The 14,749-nt window shown below is 66.8% G+C and carries 16 protein-coding genes; 10 read left to right on the top strand and 6 right to left on the bottom strand.

Going from position 1 to position 14,749, the window contains the following annotated elements; all coding sequences use genetic code 11:
- Window positions 1–51 precede the first annotated feature (51 nt).
- A complete protein-coding gene (locus tag AQZ52_RS18500; protein WP_156424894.1) occupies window positions 52–393 on the top strand; it encodes a hypothetical protein in 342 nt (113 codons plus the stop codon).
- Here AQZ52_RS18500 and AQZ52_RS10155 read toward each other — a convergent pair.
- Both AQZ52_RS10155 and AQZ52_RS10150 read right to left on the bottom strand, forming a co-directional pair.
- Window positions 350–631 (bottom strand): DUF427 domain-containing protein, encoded by a 282-nt coding sequence (locus tag AQZ52_RS10155; RefSeq protein WP_067910010.1) that lies wholly within the window; start codon window positions 629–631, stop codon window positions 350–352. The genes AQZ52_RS18500 and AQZ52_RS10155 overlap by 44 nt on opposite strands.
- Before the next feature lie 65 nt (window positions 632–696).
- Window positions 697–1,557, bottom strand: a complete 861-nt coding sequence (locus AQZ52_RS10150) for a class I SAM-dependent methyltransferase (RefSeq protein WP_169793735.1) — start codon at window positions 1,555–1,557, stop codon at window positions 697–699.
- 195 nt (window positions 1,558–1,752) lie between these two features.
- Between AQZ52_RS10150 and AQZ52_RS10145 the strand changes: the two genes are divergently transcribed.
- The 3 genes from AQZ52_RS10145 (at window position 1,753) to AQZ52_RS10135 (ending at window position 3,213) form a co-directional block, all read left to right on the top strand.
- Window positions 1,753–2,460 carry a 2OG-Fe(II) oxygenase gene (locus tag AQZ52_RS10145; protein WP_067910005.1) on the top strand — a complete coding sequence of 236 codons (708 nt, stop codon included), beginning with the start codon at window positions 1,753–1,755 and terminating at the stop codon, window positions 2,458–2,460.
- Between the two features lie 70 nt (window positions 2,461–2,530).
- Window positions 2,531–2,773 (top strand): hypothetical protein, encoded by a 243-nt coding sequence (locus AQZ52_RS10140; protein ID WP_067910002.1) that lies wholly within the window; start codon window positions 2,531–2,533, stop codon window positions 2,771–2,773.
- Window positions 2,770–3,213, top strand: a complete 444-nt coding sequence (locus tag AQZ52_RS10135; protein WP_067909999.1) for a hypothetical protein — start codon at window positions 2,770–2,772, stop codon at window positions 3,211–3,213. The genes AQZ52_RS10140 and AQZ52_RS10135 overlap by 4 nt, the downstream gene beginning before the upstream one ends.
- A 20-nt stretch (window positions 3,214–3,233) precedes the next feature.
- On the opposite strand, the gene AQZ52_RS10130 is transcribed toward AQZ52_RS10135, so the two are convergent.
- The 3 genes from AQZ52_RS10130 to AQZ52_RS10120 form a co-directional block, all read right to left on the bottom strand.
- Window positions 3,234–3,914: a TonB family protein gene (locus AQZ52_RS10130; RefSeq protein WP_067909996.1), complete on the bottom strand. Its 681-nt coding sequence runs from the start codon at window positions 3,912–3,914 to the stop codon at window positions 3,234–3,236.
- A gap of 281 nt (window positions 3,915–4,195) precedes the next feature.
- Entirely contained in the window at window positions 4,196–5,395 is a 1,200-nt protein-coding gene (locus tag AQZ52_RS10125; RefSeq protein ID WP_067909994.1) for an exo-beta-N-acetylmuramidase NamZ family protein, read from the bottom strand.
- Complete coding sequence (locus tag AQZ52_RS10120; protein WP_067909991.1) at window positions 5,392–5,934, bottom strand: DOMON-like domain-containing protein; 543 nt, start codon at window positions 5,932–5,934, stop codon at window positions 5,392–5,394. Before AQZ52_RS10120 ends, AQZ52_RS10125 begins: the two co-directional genes overlap by 4 nt.
- 33 nt (window positions 5,935–5,967) lie before the next feature.
- Between AQZ52_RS10120 and tyrS the strand changes: the two genes are divergently transcribed.
- The 6 genes from tyrS (at window position 5,968) to AQZ52_RS10090 (ending at window position 12,934) form a co-directional block, all read left to right on the top strand.
- Window positions 5,968–7,194: a tyrosine--tRNA ligase gene (tyrS, locus tag AQZ52_RS10115; protein WP_067909989.1), complete on the top strand. Its 1,227-nt coding sequence runs from the start codon at window positions 5,968–5,970 to the stop codon at window positions 7,192–7,194.
- Window positions 7,195–7,346: 152 nt separating this feature from the next.
- Window positions 7,347–7,685 carry a pilus assembly protein PilZ gene (locus tag AQZ52_RS10110; RefSeq protein ID WP_067909987.1) on the top strand — a complete coding sequence of 113 codons (339 nt, stop codon included), beginning with the start codon at window positions 7,347–7,349 and terminating at the stop codon, window positions 7,683–7,685.
- A gap of 111 nt (window positions 7,686–7,796) precedes the next feature.
- Complete coding sequence (locus tag AQZ52_RS10105; protein WP_240481582.1) at window positions 7,797–9,941, top strand: TonB-dependent receptor; 2,145 nt, start codon at window positions 7,797–7,799, stop codon at window positions 9,939–9,941.
- A gap of 75 nt (window positions 9,942–10,016) precedes the next feature.
- Entirely contained in the window at window positions 10,017–11,312 is a 1,296-nt protein-coding gene (locus AQZ52_RS10100) for an MFS transporter (protein WP_067911974.1), read from the top strand.
- The gene (gene cysK, locus AQZ52_RS10095) at window positions 11,309–12,226 is read left to right on the top strand and encodes a cysteine synthase A (RefSeq protein ID WP_067909985.1); all 918 of its coding nucleotides are present in this window, start codon (window positions 11,309–11,311) and stop codon (window positions 12,224–12,226) included. Before AQZ52_RS10100 ends, cysK begins: the two co-directional genes overlap by 4 nt.
- A 6-nt stretch (window positions 12,227–12,232) precedes the next feature.
- On the top strand, window positions 12,233–12,934 hold the full coding sequence (locus AQZ52_RS10090; protein WP_067909983.1) for a dienelactone hydrolase family protein: 702 nt from the start codon (window positions 12,233–12,235) through the stop codon (window positions 12,932–12,934).
- Here the strand turns inward: AQZ52_RS10090 and AQZ52_RS10085 are convergent.
- Window positions 12,931–14,730 carry an acyl-CoA dehydrogenase C-terminal domain-containing protein gene (locus AQZ52_RS10085; protein ID WP_067909982.1) on the bottom strand — a complete coding sequence of 600 codons (1,800 nt, stop codon included), beginning with the start codon at window positions 14,728–14,730 and terminating at the stop codon, window positions 12,931–12,933. The two genes, AQZ52_RS10090 and AQZ52_RS10085, sit on opposite strands and share 4 nt — an antisense overlap.
- Window positions 14,731–14,749: the final 19 nt, after the last annotated feature.

The following is a 14,749-nucleotide window of genomic DNA, read 5'->3' as shown; positions in this document are numbered from 1 at the left end:
GCGGGCCAGCGTGATACGATCAAACCGCAGTTTCACTGAGGAGCGCGCTCGATGGAAGACTTGACGGTGACCATCATGCTCGCCTCCGCCGGTATCTGGACGGTGGCAGGCCATGTGCAGCGGCTCAGCAACCCGGGTGGTTCCCTCACCCCCGCCGCGCGGTATGCTGCGATTGCCTATTCCATCGCGGCATTTCTGTTTGTCGGCTACGTCGTGACGGGAGGCTCGGTAAAGCTCGACATCGCCCCCATCTGTGCCAACGCGCTCAGGGTTCTGGGTTTGGCCGTGCTTGCGATCGGATTTTACCTGAGTTTCAAGCCGACCGATCGATCCGAAGCATCGGCCGACCTCACCCCACCTGCACACCCTTCCAGAACGCCAACCGCCCCCTGATCGCGGCGGCCTTGTCCTTGGGCTCGGCGTAATACCACGCCGCATCCCGGTTTTCCGCGCCGTCAACCACCAGCGAGTAATACTGCGCCGTCCCCTTCCACGGGCACACGCTCGTCGTCGCGCTCGGTTTCAGCACCGCTGCATCCACCGCCTCGAGCGGGAAGTAGTGGTTGCCCTCGACCACCACCGTCTCATCGCTGCGCGCAATCACCGCGCCGTTCCACCGTGCCTCGACCATGTCTGTCTCCTTCGCGGCGCAGGGTCGGGCCCCGGCCAGAAACAGTCAACCAGCCAGCAGGGCAATCACGCCGCCTTGCGCGCCGTGACATAGATCCAGTCGCCCTGCCCCAGCCACGGCCCCGCCGCCGCCATGGGCGCAAACAGCCCGGCATAGGCGAGCCGCTTCGGCATCCGCAGCAAGGTCTGCATCTGGCCGAAGGTATAGGCAAGATCGATGGCGAAATGCCGGGTCTCGCACACCGCAAATCCGGCCTTCTCCAGCATCGCCCCCAGCGTCTTCGCGGAGAACTGGTAGAGGTGATACGGCGGCTCCGGATGCGGCCAGTAGTCCAGCTTCTTTGCCAGCGGCAACGAGGCGCGCGGAAACAGCCCGTCGATATTGGGCGTGGACAGCACGATCAGGCCGCCCGGGGCCAGCAGATCATGGGCCTTGCACAAATCCCCCAGCGGATCGGGCACATGCTCGATCACGTCGAACATCGTCAGCACGTCGAGTGAACCGGCTTCCTGCGGGGCATCATGGATCGTGCCTTCGGCCACCTCGATCCCGAAATGCCCCCGCGCGAAATCGGCGCTCGCCGCGTTCATTTCCAGCCCCGTCGCGGCAAACCCCGCGGCCTTGGCCCGCGCGGCGAACTGCCCGATCGAGCAGCCCACATCCAGCAGCTGCCCGCGTTGCACGCCCCGCCGCGTCTCTGCCAGATGCCGCACCGCGATGCGGTCCTGCGTCCGGAAGGTCGCACTCGCCGGATCGCACAGCGCCGCGTGATAGTCCGCCCCCGCCGAATAGAGCACCTTGAGGTCCTCCGCGCTCGGCGGATTGGCGATATAGGCAAGGCCGCAGCCGGTGCAGCGCACCAGATCATAGCCCTTGGCCCGGAACAGATGGTCCGCGCCGGTCGTTCCGCAGTGATTGCAGCTCACAAAGTCGTCCCGCTTGTCGATCAAGCCAAGGGCTATAAGGAAAAAGGCTTAAGGAAGGCTCATAGGCCCCGCGTCCCGGTCGATCTTTCCCGCCCTCCCGCGCCAATTGCTGGGTCGAAGGAGGCGAGGCGAAGGGCGAATTCAAACGCAAGTCCCGGAGTGCCACGCGCCCTCCCCCGCGCTAAGGTCTATCCCATGGACACCCTCTCCGCACAGATCGCCGCGCTCGACTGGACCGCGCTTGGCCGAAACCTCGACGACCTCGGCTACGCGCTGACCCCGCGCCTGCTCGATCCCGCAACCTGCGCCGCCCTCGCCGCCAGCTATCACGACGACAGCCGCTTCCGCTCCACCGTCACCATGGCCCGCCACGGCTACGGCAAGGGCGAATACCGCTACTTTGCCTATCCCCTGCCGGATGCGGTGCAGGCCCTGCGCACCGCGCTCTATCCCCCGCTCGCCGCCATCGCGAATGTCTGGTCGGAGCGGCTCGGCCAGACGGACATCTGGCCCATGACCCACGATGTCCTGCTCGCGCGCTGTCATGCCTTCGGCCAGCCGCGCCCCACGCCGCTGCTGCTGCGCTACCGCGCGGGCGATTACAACTGCCTCCATCAGGACCTCTATGGGCCGATCCATTTCCCATTGCAGGCCGTCGTCATGCTGAGCCCGGACGATAGCTACACCGGCGGCGCACTGACCCTGGTGGAAAACCGCCCCCGGATGCAAAGCCGCGTCGAAGTGGTCCCCATCCACCAAGGCCAGATCGCGCTGATCCCCGTCCGCGACAAGCCCCGCCTCGTCGCCACCGGCTGGTCGAAGTCCGCAATGCGGCACGGGGTCAGCACCGTGCTGTCGGGCGAACGCCAGACACTCGGCATCATTTTCCACGACGCGGGTTGAGGCAAATCGGATCGGTTCGTGCCGTGCATTCGCCTGCTCGCCATGGTATGAACAGCATGGCCGTCAGAGGATGAACACCATCATCACCGACAGCTACAATCTCCTCCCGGTGATCTTCGGCTGGCTCGGATTGCGCAGTCTTTGGCACAGCTATGCCGAGTGGCAGCAGGGCGCCCCTTACATCGCCTTGCTTGACGCATGCATCGGTGTGTTTTTCGTGGCCACCGCCATCCACCGCGTGCTGAAACGCCGCCTTGCACGGCGCGAGGAAGCAATCCCTGCCATCGCCCGCGCGCCGGAGCGCGCGCCATGAAGCTGTGGCCCCGCGCCAGGATGGAAAAGGCGATCAGGAAGCTGATTCCGATCGCGGCCTTGATCACCGGCGCGCTGTGGCTGGGCGGCCGTGTGGGCTTCTTTCCGCTCACGAAGGATACGGTTAGCGCGCTTCAGGGCGGCTGGTTCGCGCTGTTCTGGATCGACGTTCTGCTGAGAGCACGCGCCCGCCAACTGGGCGAGGCCGATCCAACGCTGGACGAGCCCTCCCCTGCGTTCATACTGACGATCCTGATCGTCATGACGGGCGCGGCAGACGTCTTTGCCAGCCTCAAAGGCAGCGCCGACGCGAGCACCAATGTGCCCTACCTGATCCTCGTCGGCACGATTCTGCTTGCGCTGCTCGGCTACACCCTCGCCTCGCGCCACCGCGACCGGATCGGCGAAGCCCGCTTCAAGATGCCGCCCAAACCGGACTGAGCGCCGCTTGCGCAGGCGCTCTACGATCCGCCCGCCGTGCCTGTCGAGGCAGATTGGCCGGTCGGGGCAAACAGGGCCGCCTTGAGATAGCGCACCGCAACAGTGCCGCCGCTTCCGGCAGGCGGCCGCGGCGGCGCGATGGTCACGGCCTGTCTGCTATAGGCACACACCGCGCGGTCCGCCGCCGCGCTGCCGCTGCTGGTGGTCACCGTGCAGTCTGTCACATGGCCCTCGGCATTGAAGATCAGCCGCGCTGCCACCGGCTGGCGATAGCCTTGCGGCACGCGCGAAAGCTGCATCGGCACATCGAGCTGCGCCGTCTGGAGCGCGAGGCCGGGCAGCCACCACGCCGCCGCCATGCGGTATTGCCCGGTCACCGGCTGGCCGGCTGCATCCTGGGCGGGCTTGAAGCGCGACCGCTTGCGGGCCAGCGCGCAGCTGGCCCAGTCGAGCCGCGCCCAGCCGGAGCTTTCCGTCACGCGGCACCCCGTCACCGCGCCTTTGGGCGAGACATCGAGCACGACCGAGACGATGCCCTGCTCCTCGCGCACCAGCGATTCCGTGGGATAATCACCGGCCAGATAGACTACAGCTTCATTGAGGAGTTCGGGTGCCCCTCCCGCTGCTGCCCCTCCGCCTGCAGCCCCGGGCGCAGTCTGCGCCGTAACGGCCAGTGCCGCTGCCGTCAGTATCAGGATCATCACAGCCGCTCCCGTCTTTTCCGCACCGAGGCTAGCCCGCGCCAGATCGCCGGGCAACTGCAAGCGCAGCCGGTTCGGAAAACGAAGGGAGCCGAGATTGCCCTGTCCTACAGACCTGCGGTTCGCTTAGGATCGAAGTCTGCTCTTTGAATCTCGTGAACCCACCCGAAAACCCGCTCATGCCGATCGGGTCGTGTGCCAGAGACCCCAAAAAAACCGCCCCCGCGGTTTGTCCTTAGGACTGTGTCAACCGTGTCAACCTGGCGGACTTCTGTCCCGCTTCAGTACAGAAGCCAGGCGGCCCGCGTCTCGCGCCATGCCGCCTCGTCCGGCCCTGCCAGCGCTTCAAGATCAGCCGGTGTGCTCGCCGGGTTGTCCACCCACTCCCGCAAACCCGGCCCGCCGTTGATCACGTCGATCGCCAGCTTGTCGGTGACATATTCGTACGGAAAATCGCGCCACAGGGGATAATCGGGATACAGCCTCCGCACCGCCTTGAACGCGAGGGCCTGCAGCCGCCATGGCCGGAACGCGTGGTGATCATAGAATGCACCTTCCGCATGGATCATCAGCGCATGGCACAGCTTTCCCGCATGCTTGTGGAACGTTGGCTCGAACCAGCACTCGCGCAGCGCACAGCCCGCCAGCCACTCCGGCGCGAACGCCCGCATCTCGGCGAGCACGGCCTTGGCGTCCACATCCGGCGCGCCAAACAGCACTTCGAGGGGCCGCGTCGTCCCGCGCCCTTCCGAAAGCGTCGCGCCCTCGATCATGACCGTGCCCGCATAGGCGCGCGCCATGTTGAGGCTCGCGGCATTGGGAGAAGGATTGATCCAGATGCGGTCCTGCGGCCAACCGAAGCCGGGCCCCTCGGGCGCCCAGCCCTCCATCGCCACCACGCGGTAGTCCACGTCGAGCTTGAAATGATCGACGAACCAGCGGCCCATCTCGCCCAGCGTCATCCCGTGCCGCATCGGCATCGGCCCCGCGCCCACAAAGCTCTCCCAGCCGGCCAGCAAGGTCGTGCCTTCCACCGGCCGCCCCGCCGGATTTGGCCGGTCGAGCACCCACACGGCCTTGCCGGTCCCGCTTGCCGCTTCGAGCAGATAGAGCAGCGTCGTCACGAACGTGTAGATCCGGCAGCCCAGGTCCTGCAGATCGAACAGGAACACATCCGCGCTGTCCATCATCCGCGCCGTCGGCCGCCGCACCTCGCCGTAGAGGCTGAAGACGGGGATGCCGAGCGCCGGATCGATGAAGTCCTCGGTCTCGACCATGTTGTCCTGCTTGTCGCCGCGCAGCCCATGCTGCGGCCCGAACGCGGCGGTGAGCGTGATCCCCGGGCAGGCGGCCAGCGCATCGAGCGAATGGACAAGCCCCTCCGTCACCGAGGCAGGATGGGCGACGAGGGCGACGCGCTTGCCCTCAAGCGGCGTACGCAGCGCGGCGTCGGCGAGGAGGCGATCAATACCGAATTTCATGAGGCTTCCGGTGCCGCAAGCCGCCCGGCCATGCAAGCCGGATCGTGGAAGTCGGGCTTTTCCGGCGGGTGCGCCATCGCCCAATAGGATTTCACGCCGCCCTCCTCCTCGATCACCGCCGTCAGGCCATAAACCCAGGGCAGCGGCGGCAGCGCGCGCACCGGGATCGCCGCATCGAAGATCAGCACAGAACCGCCGCGACGGGGCGTACACACCGGCGCGCGCTCCACCGCCCGCTCAGCCATGCCCGCCCGGTAGCCGGCGAAATCATAGGCGGCCCATCGCTCCGAGGGCGACAGGTTGAACTCGGCGTAGCTCTCAGCGCCCGGCGCCTTCACGAACAGTTCGAAACAGGTCGTCTGCCACAGTCCGTCCGTCCGCGCCCGCCCGGCGAATGGCGGCACGACCAGCGCCCCTGCCCCATCCACCTTCCAGCGCAGCGTCAGCCAGTCTGCATCCAGCGCGAGAATGCGCGCGGCAACCCCGCTCACGAACCTGGCCGGATGTGCGGCGTGCGCCTTCAGGTCGAACGTTTCCAAGCCGGAACCTTTCGTGCTAGGCGCGCCCTCGTCATGACGCAGTACAGCTCCACTCTCCTCCGCCTGCTCGACGAGCGCGGCTATATCCACCAGGTCACCGATGCCGCAGGGCTCGATGCGCTTGCCGCCAAGCAGGTCGTGCCCGGCTATATCGGCTTCGACGCGACGGCGCCATCGCTCCACGTCGGCAGCCTCGTCCAGATCATGATGCTCCGCCGTCTCCAGCAGGCCGGGCACAAGCCGATCGTGCTGATGGGCGGCGGGACGACCAAGGTGGGCGATCCCTCGGGCAAGGACGAGAGCCGCAAGATGCTCACGTCGGACGACATCAAGGCCAACATCGCCTCGATCCGCACCGTGTTCGAAAAGCTGCTGACCTTTGGCGAGGGCCCGACCGACGCGGTGATGGTCGACAACGACGACTGGCTGGGCAAGCTGGGCTACGTCGATCTGCTGCGCACCGTCGGCCCGCACTTCACCATCAACCGGATGATGACGTTCGATTCGGTCAAGCTGCGGCTGGAGCGCGAGCAGCCGCTGACCTTCCTCGAATTCAACTACATGATCCTGCAGGCCTACGATTTCCGCGAGCTCGCCCTCACCGCCGGGTGCCGCTTGCAGATGGGCGGCTCTGACCAGTGGGGCAACATCGTCAACGGGATCGAACTGACCCGCCGCATGGAAGGCAAGGAAGTCTTCGGCCTTACCACCCCGCTGCTGACGACGGCGGACGGCGCCAAGATGGGCAAGACGGCGGCGGGTGCGGTCTGGCTCAACGAGGATGCGCTCCCCGCCTGGGATTTCTGGCAGTACTGGCGCAATGTCGACGACCGCGACGTCGGACGCTTCCTGCGTCTGTTTACCGACCTCCCGCTGGACGAGATCGCCCGGCTGGAGACACTCGGCGGCAGCGAGATCAACGCCGCCAAGGTCGTGCTGGCGAATGAAGTGACGAAGCTGGTGCGTGGGCCGGAGGCGGCGGCAGCGGCGGAAGCCACGGCGGCCGCAACCTTTGCCGGCGGCGTGGGGCAGGACCTGCCCTCGCTGGCGGTGGCGGAAGGCAGTATCGCGCTCGTTGACGCCCTTATCGGCCTCGGCTTTGCCGCCAGCCGCGGCGAGGCCAAGCGCCTCATCGCCGGCGGTGGAGCGCGTGTCGAGGGGCAGGCAGTGACCGACGAAGCGCATGTCATCACGGTGGCCGGCGCGGAAGTGCGGATATCCTCGGGCAAGAAGAAGCACGGGGTCCTGCGCCCGGCCTGAGGCGCCCTGCCTGATGCACCGAGGAACCGGCAAGCGCTTGCCGTTAACCGGCACGCACTTACCGGAAAGCGGCAAAACGGTGCCGGGTCTTTACGAAATATAAGCCAATTCGGACCAGAACCGCTCGTGCTTGACCATCACGAGGAGGCACCATGGCCAGCGGCGCACAGCTATCCGTCACCGACCAGCGGCTTTCGACCCGCCATCCGGTTGACCTGCCCCTGATCGGCGAACACCGCCGGCTCGGGGACGTGATGCTGCACGTGACCAACCTCTCGACCACGGGCTTCATGGTCAAGGGAGAGGTCGCTCTCCAGCGCGGCGAGCGCATCACCATCCGGCTTCAGCACATCGGCCGGATCGAGGCGTTCCTCGTCTGGACGGACGGCAGCCGTGCCGGCTTCCAGTTCGAACGAATCTTGCGCAACGACGATTTCCTGATGGTGATCAAGTCGCTGCAGCCCAATCCGAGGCTTCACCGCTCGCGCTGATGCGGCTTGTCGGCACGCCGCGCACGCCCTGCCGCATCGCAGCAATTCAAACTTGATATATTATATCATCACTATAAAGCGACGCTCGAAACAAATCTTCGGGTGTCCCTAATGCCTAAATCCTCGCTTGCCGCCGGCTGCGCGCTCGGCGCCGGGCTGTTCCTCGCCACTGCACCGGCTCATGCCGCCCCGGCCGAACGCGCACCGCTACCGGCGACGGCAGGCTCGGCCGGGCAGCCGCAGGCCGCTGGCAGCCAGATCGACACCACCCAGACCGATGATGCCGGCCATGCGCCCATCGTCGTGACCGGACGCCTGATCTCGGGCGACCGCGATGCGATCGTCGCACCTGTGGTAATCGGCGGCGAAGACCTTGCTCGCCGTGCCGCCGCGCAGATCGGCAGCGTGCTGGCAAACCTCCCCGGCGTCTCGACCAGCGGCTTTGCCCCGGGTGCATCGCGCCCCGTGCTGCGCGGCTTCGATGGTCCGCGTGTCCAGATCCTGACCGACGGGATCGGTTCGCTCGATGCTTCTTCGGTCTCGGCCGACCACGGCGTTGCCATCGATACGCTCAACGTCGAGCAGATCGACGTGCTGCATGGACCCGAGGTGCTGCTCTATGCCGCCGATCCGGCTGGCGGTGCGGTCAACGCGCTCGACCGGCGCATTCCCCGCCGTGTGCCGAGCAAGCCCGTCGCCCTCAACGCCCTTGCCGCATATGGCTCGGCTGCCGACTCGGTGAACCTCGGCGGTGCGGTCGACCTTGCCCTCGCCCCGCGCCTCGCCGCCCATCTCGATGCCTCATACAACCGCGCCGGCGATGTGCGCATCGGCGGCGAGGTCGTCTCGGATCCGTTGCGCGCGCGGCTGCAGGACGAAGTGCAGAGTCTTGTCGCTGCGGGTGATATGGCGGGCGCGGCCAACCTTTCCGCCGGCCTCGATGCGCGCGGGCGCCTCGCCAATTCCTGGGCGCGCGGCACCACCTTCGGCGCGGGGCTTGCCTTCATCGACGGCGGCGGTTCGCTTGGAATCTCGGTTGAGCGGCTGAACAGCGACTATGGCATTCCACCGCGCCCCTCCGCCGGGATGCCCGAACGCGTTGCGCTTTCTCTGCGCCAGACGCGCTACGATCTGCGGGGGAGCGTCAATCTCGGCGGGTTCTTCGACCGGCTTGAAGCGCGCGTTGCGTATGGCGACTACACCCACGCGGAAATCGCAAACGGCATCGCCGGCACGCGGTTCTTCAACGCCGCCATAGAATCGCGCCTGGTCCTCACCCAGGCCCGCCACGGCAGCTGGCGCGGCGAAAGCGGGGTGCAGTTCAGCACGCGCAATTTCCGCATCGTCGGCGAACCCCTGCTTCCCAATTCAATCACCGAGCGCTTCGCCGGGTTCACCCGCCAGCAGCTTTCGCTGGGCAATCTCGATCTGGAAGGCAGCCTGCGCGGCGAGCACGTTGCGGTTGCGCCCAAAGCCCTGCCGGCGCGCGGCTTCAATCTGTTCGCCGCTGGCGCAGGGCTTGCCTGGCATCCGGTGGAGAGCGTCACGCTAAGCCTTTCGGCCACCCACGGCGAACGCGCGCCATCCGCCGAAGAGCTCTACGTCGACGGCCTGCACGATGCGACGCAGTCCTACGAGCGCGGCAACCCTGCCTTCCGGATCGAGCGCAGCAACACCGTGGAAACGGGCCTGCGCTATCACAGCGACCGCTTCGCCGGGGCCTTTACGGCCTATGCGACCGATTTCAGCAACTTCATCGCACCGGTTCCCACCGGCGATCGGATCGAAGGCGCGCCGGTATACCAGTATGTCCAGCTTCCTGCGAAATTCCGCGGGCTTGAAGCCGAAGGGTCGTGGAAGGCGCTGGCCTGGGACGATGGCCGCTCGCTCTCGCTGGAAGGCGCGGTGGATTATGTCCACGCCCAGCTTGCCGCCCAGGGCCCTGCCCCGCGCATTCCGCCTTTGCGCGCGCGCGGCGGGCTGACTTTCGAGTCCGCTCGGTTCGGCGCGAATGTCGAGGCAATTGTCCATGCCCGGCAGGACCGCGTGACGACCTACGAAACCAAGGTCGACGGCTACACCCTGCTCAATGCAAACCTCACCTGGCGGCCACTCGGCAAGGACGGCGCGCTCGCGCTCATCCTTTCGGGCGAAAACCTGCTCGACAAAGTCGGCCGCCTGGCCACGTCCGAAACGCGCGATTTCGTGCCGATCGCCGGGCGCGACATCCGGCTGACCGCGACGCTGAAGATCTGACGCGCGGGGAAGAATTAAACGTCAGACGAGTTTTGCTTGCTTGGCAAGTGCGCGCCGCGCTGTCATTCGGGCGGCGTGACCACAACTGCTGACGAACCTCGCTCGCCGCTGGATATTCCGGATTACCGCCGCTTCTGGCTGGCCCGGTTCCTGTCGGTGTTCGCGACAACCGGCATGGTCGTCGTGCTTGGCTACCAGCTCTACGACGTCGCGCGCAGCCAGTATGGCATGAGCATCGGCACGGCAGCGTTCCAGCTGGGGCTGCTGGGGCTCGCGCAGTTCCTCCCGGTCCTGCTGCTCACGCCGCTGGCGGGCCTGATCGCAGACCGCCACGACCGCCGCGTGGTTGCCGGACTTGCCGTCGCGATCGACATGGTGGTGGCGCTGGTGCTGATGCTGGCGACGATGGCCGGGCATCTCAATCTGCCGCTGCTCTTCGCGCTGGGCGCGCTGCACGGCACCGCCCGTGTGTTCATCGGGCCCGCCATGGCCTCCATCGCGCCGAACGTGGTGCCGGTCCGGCTCATGCCGCGCGCGGTGGCGATCAACTCGATGGCCTGGCAGACCGGCTCGGTCGGCGGCCCGGCGATTGCCGGACTGCTCTTCGCGCAGGTGCCGGCCCTCCCCTATGCGATTTCTGCGGTGCTGCTGGGCCTTGCCACGATTTCGGTGTTTCGCATCCGACCCCTGCCCCCGCCGGACGAAAACAAGCGGGCCCATCCGCTCTCGCAGATCGTCGGCGGGCTGAGCTTCGTGTGGCACGACCGGTTCCTGTTCGGCTGCGTCACGCTCGATCTGTTCGCGGTGCTACTGGGCGGGGCGACCGCGCTGCTGCCGGTCTACGCGCGCGATATCCTGATGATCGGCGGGCATCCTGTCGGCGCCAACGGCCTTGGCATCATGCGCGCGGCACCGGGCGCGGGTGCGGTGCTGGTGGCGCTGCTCCTGGCGCGCAGGCCCATTGAAAGCCATGTGGGGGCCAAGATGCTGATCGCGGTCGCCGTGTTCGGCGCGGCGACTATCGGCTTCGGTCTGAGCCGCAACTATGCGCTATCGCTCTTCATGCTGGCAGCGCTGGGCGCGGCAGACATGGTCTCGGTCTTCATCCGCAACACGCTGGTCCAGCTGCACACGCCGGATGCCGTGCGCGGCAGGGTCTCGGCGATCTCGGGCCTCGCCATCTCCGCCTCGAACGAGCTTGGCGAAATGCAGTCCGGCGTCGCGGCCGCTCTGCTGGGTGCCACCGGCGCGGTTGTATTCGGCGGCGTCGGTGCGATAGTCATCACCGCGCTCTGGGCCGCATGGTTCCCCGAACTCCGGCTCGTGCGCACGTTTGCAGACAAGACACTTCACCAGAAGGAAGCGACATGAAAGCGGCCAATATCCTCGCCACCATCGGCAATACCCCGCACATTCGCCTCTCCCGCCTGTTTCCCGACCACGAGGTATGGGTGAAGAGCGAACGCACCAATCCCGGCGGTTCGATCAAGGATCGCATCGCCCTTGCAATGATCGAGGCGGCGGAAGCTGACGGCAGCCTCAAGCCCGGCGGCACGATTGTCGAGCCGACTTCGGGCAACACCGGCATCGGCCTCGCGATGGTCGCGGCGGTCAAGGGCTACAAGCTCGTCCTTGTCATGCCCGAATCGATGTCGCTCGAACGGCGGCGGCTGATGCTGGCCTATGGCGCCAGCTTCGACCTCACCCCGCGCGAAAAGGGCATGAAGGGCGCCATTGCCCGCGCGCTCGAGATCGTCGAGCAGACGCCGGGCGCGTGGATGCCCTCGCAGTTCGACAACCCGGCCAACGTCGCCGTCCATGTGCGGACCACCGCGGTGGAGATTCTCGAAGACTTCGCCGATGCGCCGATTGACGCGCTGATCACCGGCGTCGGCACCGGCGGGCACCTCACGGGCTGCGCCGAGATGCTCAAGGCGCACTGGCCGTCGCTCAAGGCCTGGGCGGTGGAGCCCACGCTTTCCCCGGTCATCTCGGGCGGCCAGCCCGCGCCGCACCCGATCCAGGGCATCGGTGCCGGCTTCATCCCGGGCAACCTCCACACCCAGGCCATCGACGGCGCGATCCAGGTCGATCCGGCCGATGCCAAGGAATGGGCCCGCCGCGCCGCGCGCGAAGAGGGCATGCTCGTCGGCATCAGCTCGGGCGCGACGCTCGCCGCCATTGCGCAGAAGCTGCCCGAACTGCCCGCCGGCAGCCGCGTGCTCGGCTTCAACTACGATACCGGCGAGCGGTATCTCTCGGTGCCGGACTTCCTGCCGGAGTAAGCAGCCATGGCGCTGGAACAGATCGCCTACCGCGACGGCGAGACCGAACTGACGGGGTGGCTTGCCCGCCCCGTCGGTGCGGCGCGCGGCGCGGTTCTCGTGCTGCCGACGATCATGAACCCCAATTCGCCGATGGAACGCCGCGCGCAGATGCTCGCGGCAGACGGCTTCATCGCGATGGTCGCCGATTTCTACGGGCAGCCGGTGCGCGATTTCGAGCATTCGATGCAGTTGGCGGGGGCGCTCAGGGCCTCGGTCGATGGCTATCGTGCGCGGCTCTTGGCCGGGCTCGCCACCCTGCGGGAACAGCCCGAAGCGCAAGGGCTCAAGGCCGCTGCCATCGGCTACTGCATGGGCGGACAGGCTGCGCTCGAACTCGCGCGCGAGGGGGCGGACATCGTGCTCGCCGCCAGCTTCCACGGCATCCTCGATACCGCCCGGCCCGCTGCCCCCGGTGCGGTCAAGGCGCGCCTGCTCGTCTGCCACGGCGATGCCGACCCGCTCGTGCCCCGCTCGCAAGTCACCGCCTTCTGGGAGGAAATGGACGCAGCCGGAGCAGACTGGCACTTTCACGCCTACAGCGGCGTGAAGCACGGCTTCACCGATCCCGGCAGCGACGCGCGCGGGGTGCCGGCCATCGGCTACGACGCCAGCGCCGACCGTCAGAGCTGGGCTGCGCTGACGGGTCTCTTCGCCGAGGTTTTCTAGGCGGCGAACTGCTCGGCCGTCAGCCCCATCACCGTTTCCGGGCCTGCTTCCACTTCATAGCGAAGCGAGCCCGCCTGCGGGGCAAAGCGCAGCGCCCAATGCTTGGCGCAGAGCAGCTTCGCCTCGTAGAAGGCCTTGTCCGCGCCCTCCTGGCTCAGAGCCGCAGCTGAAACCTTGGCCATGCGCAGCCACATCAGGCCGAGCGAGACCACACCGGTCAGCGTCATGTAGGCGTAGGCGCCCGCGCCCACCGCGGTGCGGTCTGACGTCCCGTGTTGGAGAAACCACAGGGTCGCGGCCTTGAGGTGGGCGGCTGCCTTGCCCAGCCGTTCGGCGACCAGCTTCACCGTCCCGTCTACATTGTCTTCGGCGCACTCGGCATCGATCACCGCGAACAGCCGCTGGATCGCGCGCCCGCCGTTCAAGGCCAACTTGCGCCCGGCGAGGTCCATCGCCTGCACCCCGTTGGCGCCTTCGTAGATCATCGCGATGCGCGCATCGCGCACGAACTGGTCCATGCCGTTTTCAGCGATATAGCCGTGTCCGCCCCAGATCTGCTGCATGTCGGTCGCGGTCTTGTAGCCCATGTCGGTGCCGTAGCCCTTGATCACGGGGGTGAGCAGGCTGATGAGGTCGTCAGCGGCCTGTCGCTCTTCCTCGGTCGCGGCCTTGTGGCTGAGGTCGACCTGCAGCGCCCCCCACATGCACAGCGCGCGCATCCCGCCGATGAAGGTCTTGGCATCCATCAGCATCCGCCGAACGTCCGGGTGGACCAGCAGCGGATCGGCCTTCTGCTGGGGCTCCGCTGGCCCGGTCAGAGCGCGGCCCTGCCGGCGCTCCGTCGCATAGAGCAGCGCGTTCTGGTACGAGGCTTCAGCCTGTCCGAGGCCCTGGATGCCGACGCCGAGACGCGCCGCGTTCATCATGATGAACATCGCGGCGAGGCCCTTGCACTCCTCGCCCACCAGCCAGCCCTTGGCGCCGTCGTAGTTCATCACGCAGGTCGCGTTGCCGTGGATGCCCATCTTGTGTTCGATCGACCCGACCGAGATTGCATTGCGTTCACCCAGCAAGCCATCCGGATTCACGAGGAACTTGGGCGCGATGAACAGCGAAATACCCTTGCTCGATTCCGGTGCGCCCGGTGTCTTTGCCAGCACGAGGTGGATGATGTTCTCGCACAGGTCATGATCGCCTGCCGAAATGAAGATCTTGGTGCCGGTGATGGCGTAGGAACCATCCGCCTGCGGCTCGGCGCGGGTGCGGATGAGGCCGAGATCGGTGCCGCAATGCGGCTCGGTCAGGTTCATCGTACCAAGCCATTCGCCGCTTACCATCTTGGGCAGATATGTGGCCTGCTGCTCGGGCGAGCCCTTGGACGAGATCGCCGAAATCGCCCCGTTGGCAAGGCCAGGATACATCGCGAAGGCCTGGTTGGCGCTGGCGAGGTACTCTTCCATCACGAAGCCCATGACATGCGGCAGCCCCTGCCCGCCATAGACTTCGGGCGCGGCGAGCGTGCCCCAGCCCGCCTCGATGTAGCGCGCATAGGCTTCCTTGAAGCCCTTGGGAGTCGTGACCGAACCATCGGGATGGCGCGTGCAGCCTTCCTGGTCGCCCGAAAGATTGAGCGGCGCGACGACTTCGTTCACGAAGCGCCCGGCCTCCTCGATCACGCTGTCGGTCAGATCGCGCGTCGCCGCCTCGAAGCCGGGCAAATGGCCATAGCTTTCAAGGCCCAGCACTTCGTTGACGACAAAGCGGGTGTCGCGGGTCGGCGCCTGGAAAACGGGCATGGATCAGGTCCTCTCGGGT

The organism is Novosphingobium fuchskuhlense (assembly GCF_001519075.1).
In the GTDB taxonomy this organism is placed as follows: domain Bacteria; phylum Pseudomonadota; class Alphaproteobacteria; order Sphingomonadales; family Sphingomonadaceae; genus Novosphingobium; species Novosphingobium fuchskuhlense.
This window is presented reverse-complemented; position numbering and strand designations above follow the sequence as displayed.

Excerpts from the sequence above, each read along its gene's own strand:
- AQZ52_RS10130 (WP_067909996.1), bottom strand. The coding sequence starts at position 3,914 with ATGATCCTGATACTGACGGCAGCGGCACTGGCCGTTACGGCGCAGACT.
- AQZ52_RS10135 (WP_067909999.1), top strand. The coding sequence starts at position 2,770 with ATGAAGCTGTGGCCCCGCGCCAGGATGGAAAAGGCGATCAGGAAGCTG.
- AQZ52_RS10090 (WP_067909983.1), top strand. The coding sequence starts at position 12,233 with ATGGCGCTGGAACAGATCGCCTACCGCGACGGCGAGACCGAACTGACG.
- AQZ52_RS18500 (WP_156424894.1), top strand. The coding sequence starts at position 52 with ATGGAAGACTTGACGGTGACCATCATGCTCGCCTCCGCCGGTATCTGG.
- cysK (WP_067909985.1), top strand. The coding sequence starts at position 11,309 with ATGAAAGCGGCCAATATCCTCGCCACCATCGGCAATACCCCGCACATT.
- AQZ52_RS10140 (WP_067910002.1), top strand. The coding sequence starts at position 2,531 with ATGAACACCATCATCACCGACAGCTACAATCTCCTCCCGGTGATCTTC.
- AQZ52_RS10110 (WP_067909987.1), top strand. The coding sequence starts at position 7,347 with ATGGCCAGCGGCGCACAGCTATCCGTCACCGACCAGCGGCTTTCGACC.
- tyrS (WP_067909989.1), top strand. The coding sequence starts at position 5,968 with ATGACGCAGTACAGCTCCACTCTCCTCCGCCTGCTCGACGAGCGCGGC.
- AQZ52_RS10105 (WP_240481582.1), top strand. The coding sequence starts at position 7,797 with ATGCCTAAATCCTCGCTTGCCGCCGGCTGCGCGCTCGGCGCCGGGCTG.
- AQZ52_RS10085 (WP_067909982.1), bottom strand. The coding sequence starts at position 14,730 with ATGCCCGTTTTCCAGGCGCCGACCCGCGACACCCGCTTTGTCGTCAAC.
- AQZ52_RS10155 (WP_067910010.1), bottom strand. The coding sequence starts at position 631 with ATGGTCGAGGCACGGTGGAACGGCGCGGTGATTGCGCGCAGCGATGAG.
- AQZ52_RS10125 (WP_067909994.1), bottom strand. The coding sequence starts at position 5,395 with ATGAAATTCGGTATTGATCGCCTCCTCGCCGACGCCGCGCTGCGTACG.
- AQZ52_RS10145 (WP_067910005.1), top strand. The coding sequence starts at position 1,753 with ATGGACACCCTCTCCGCACAGATCGCCGCGCTCGACTGGACCGCGCTT.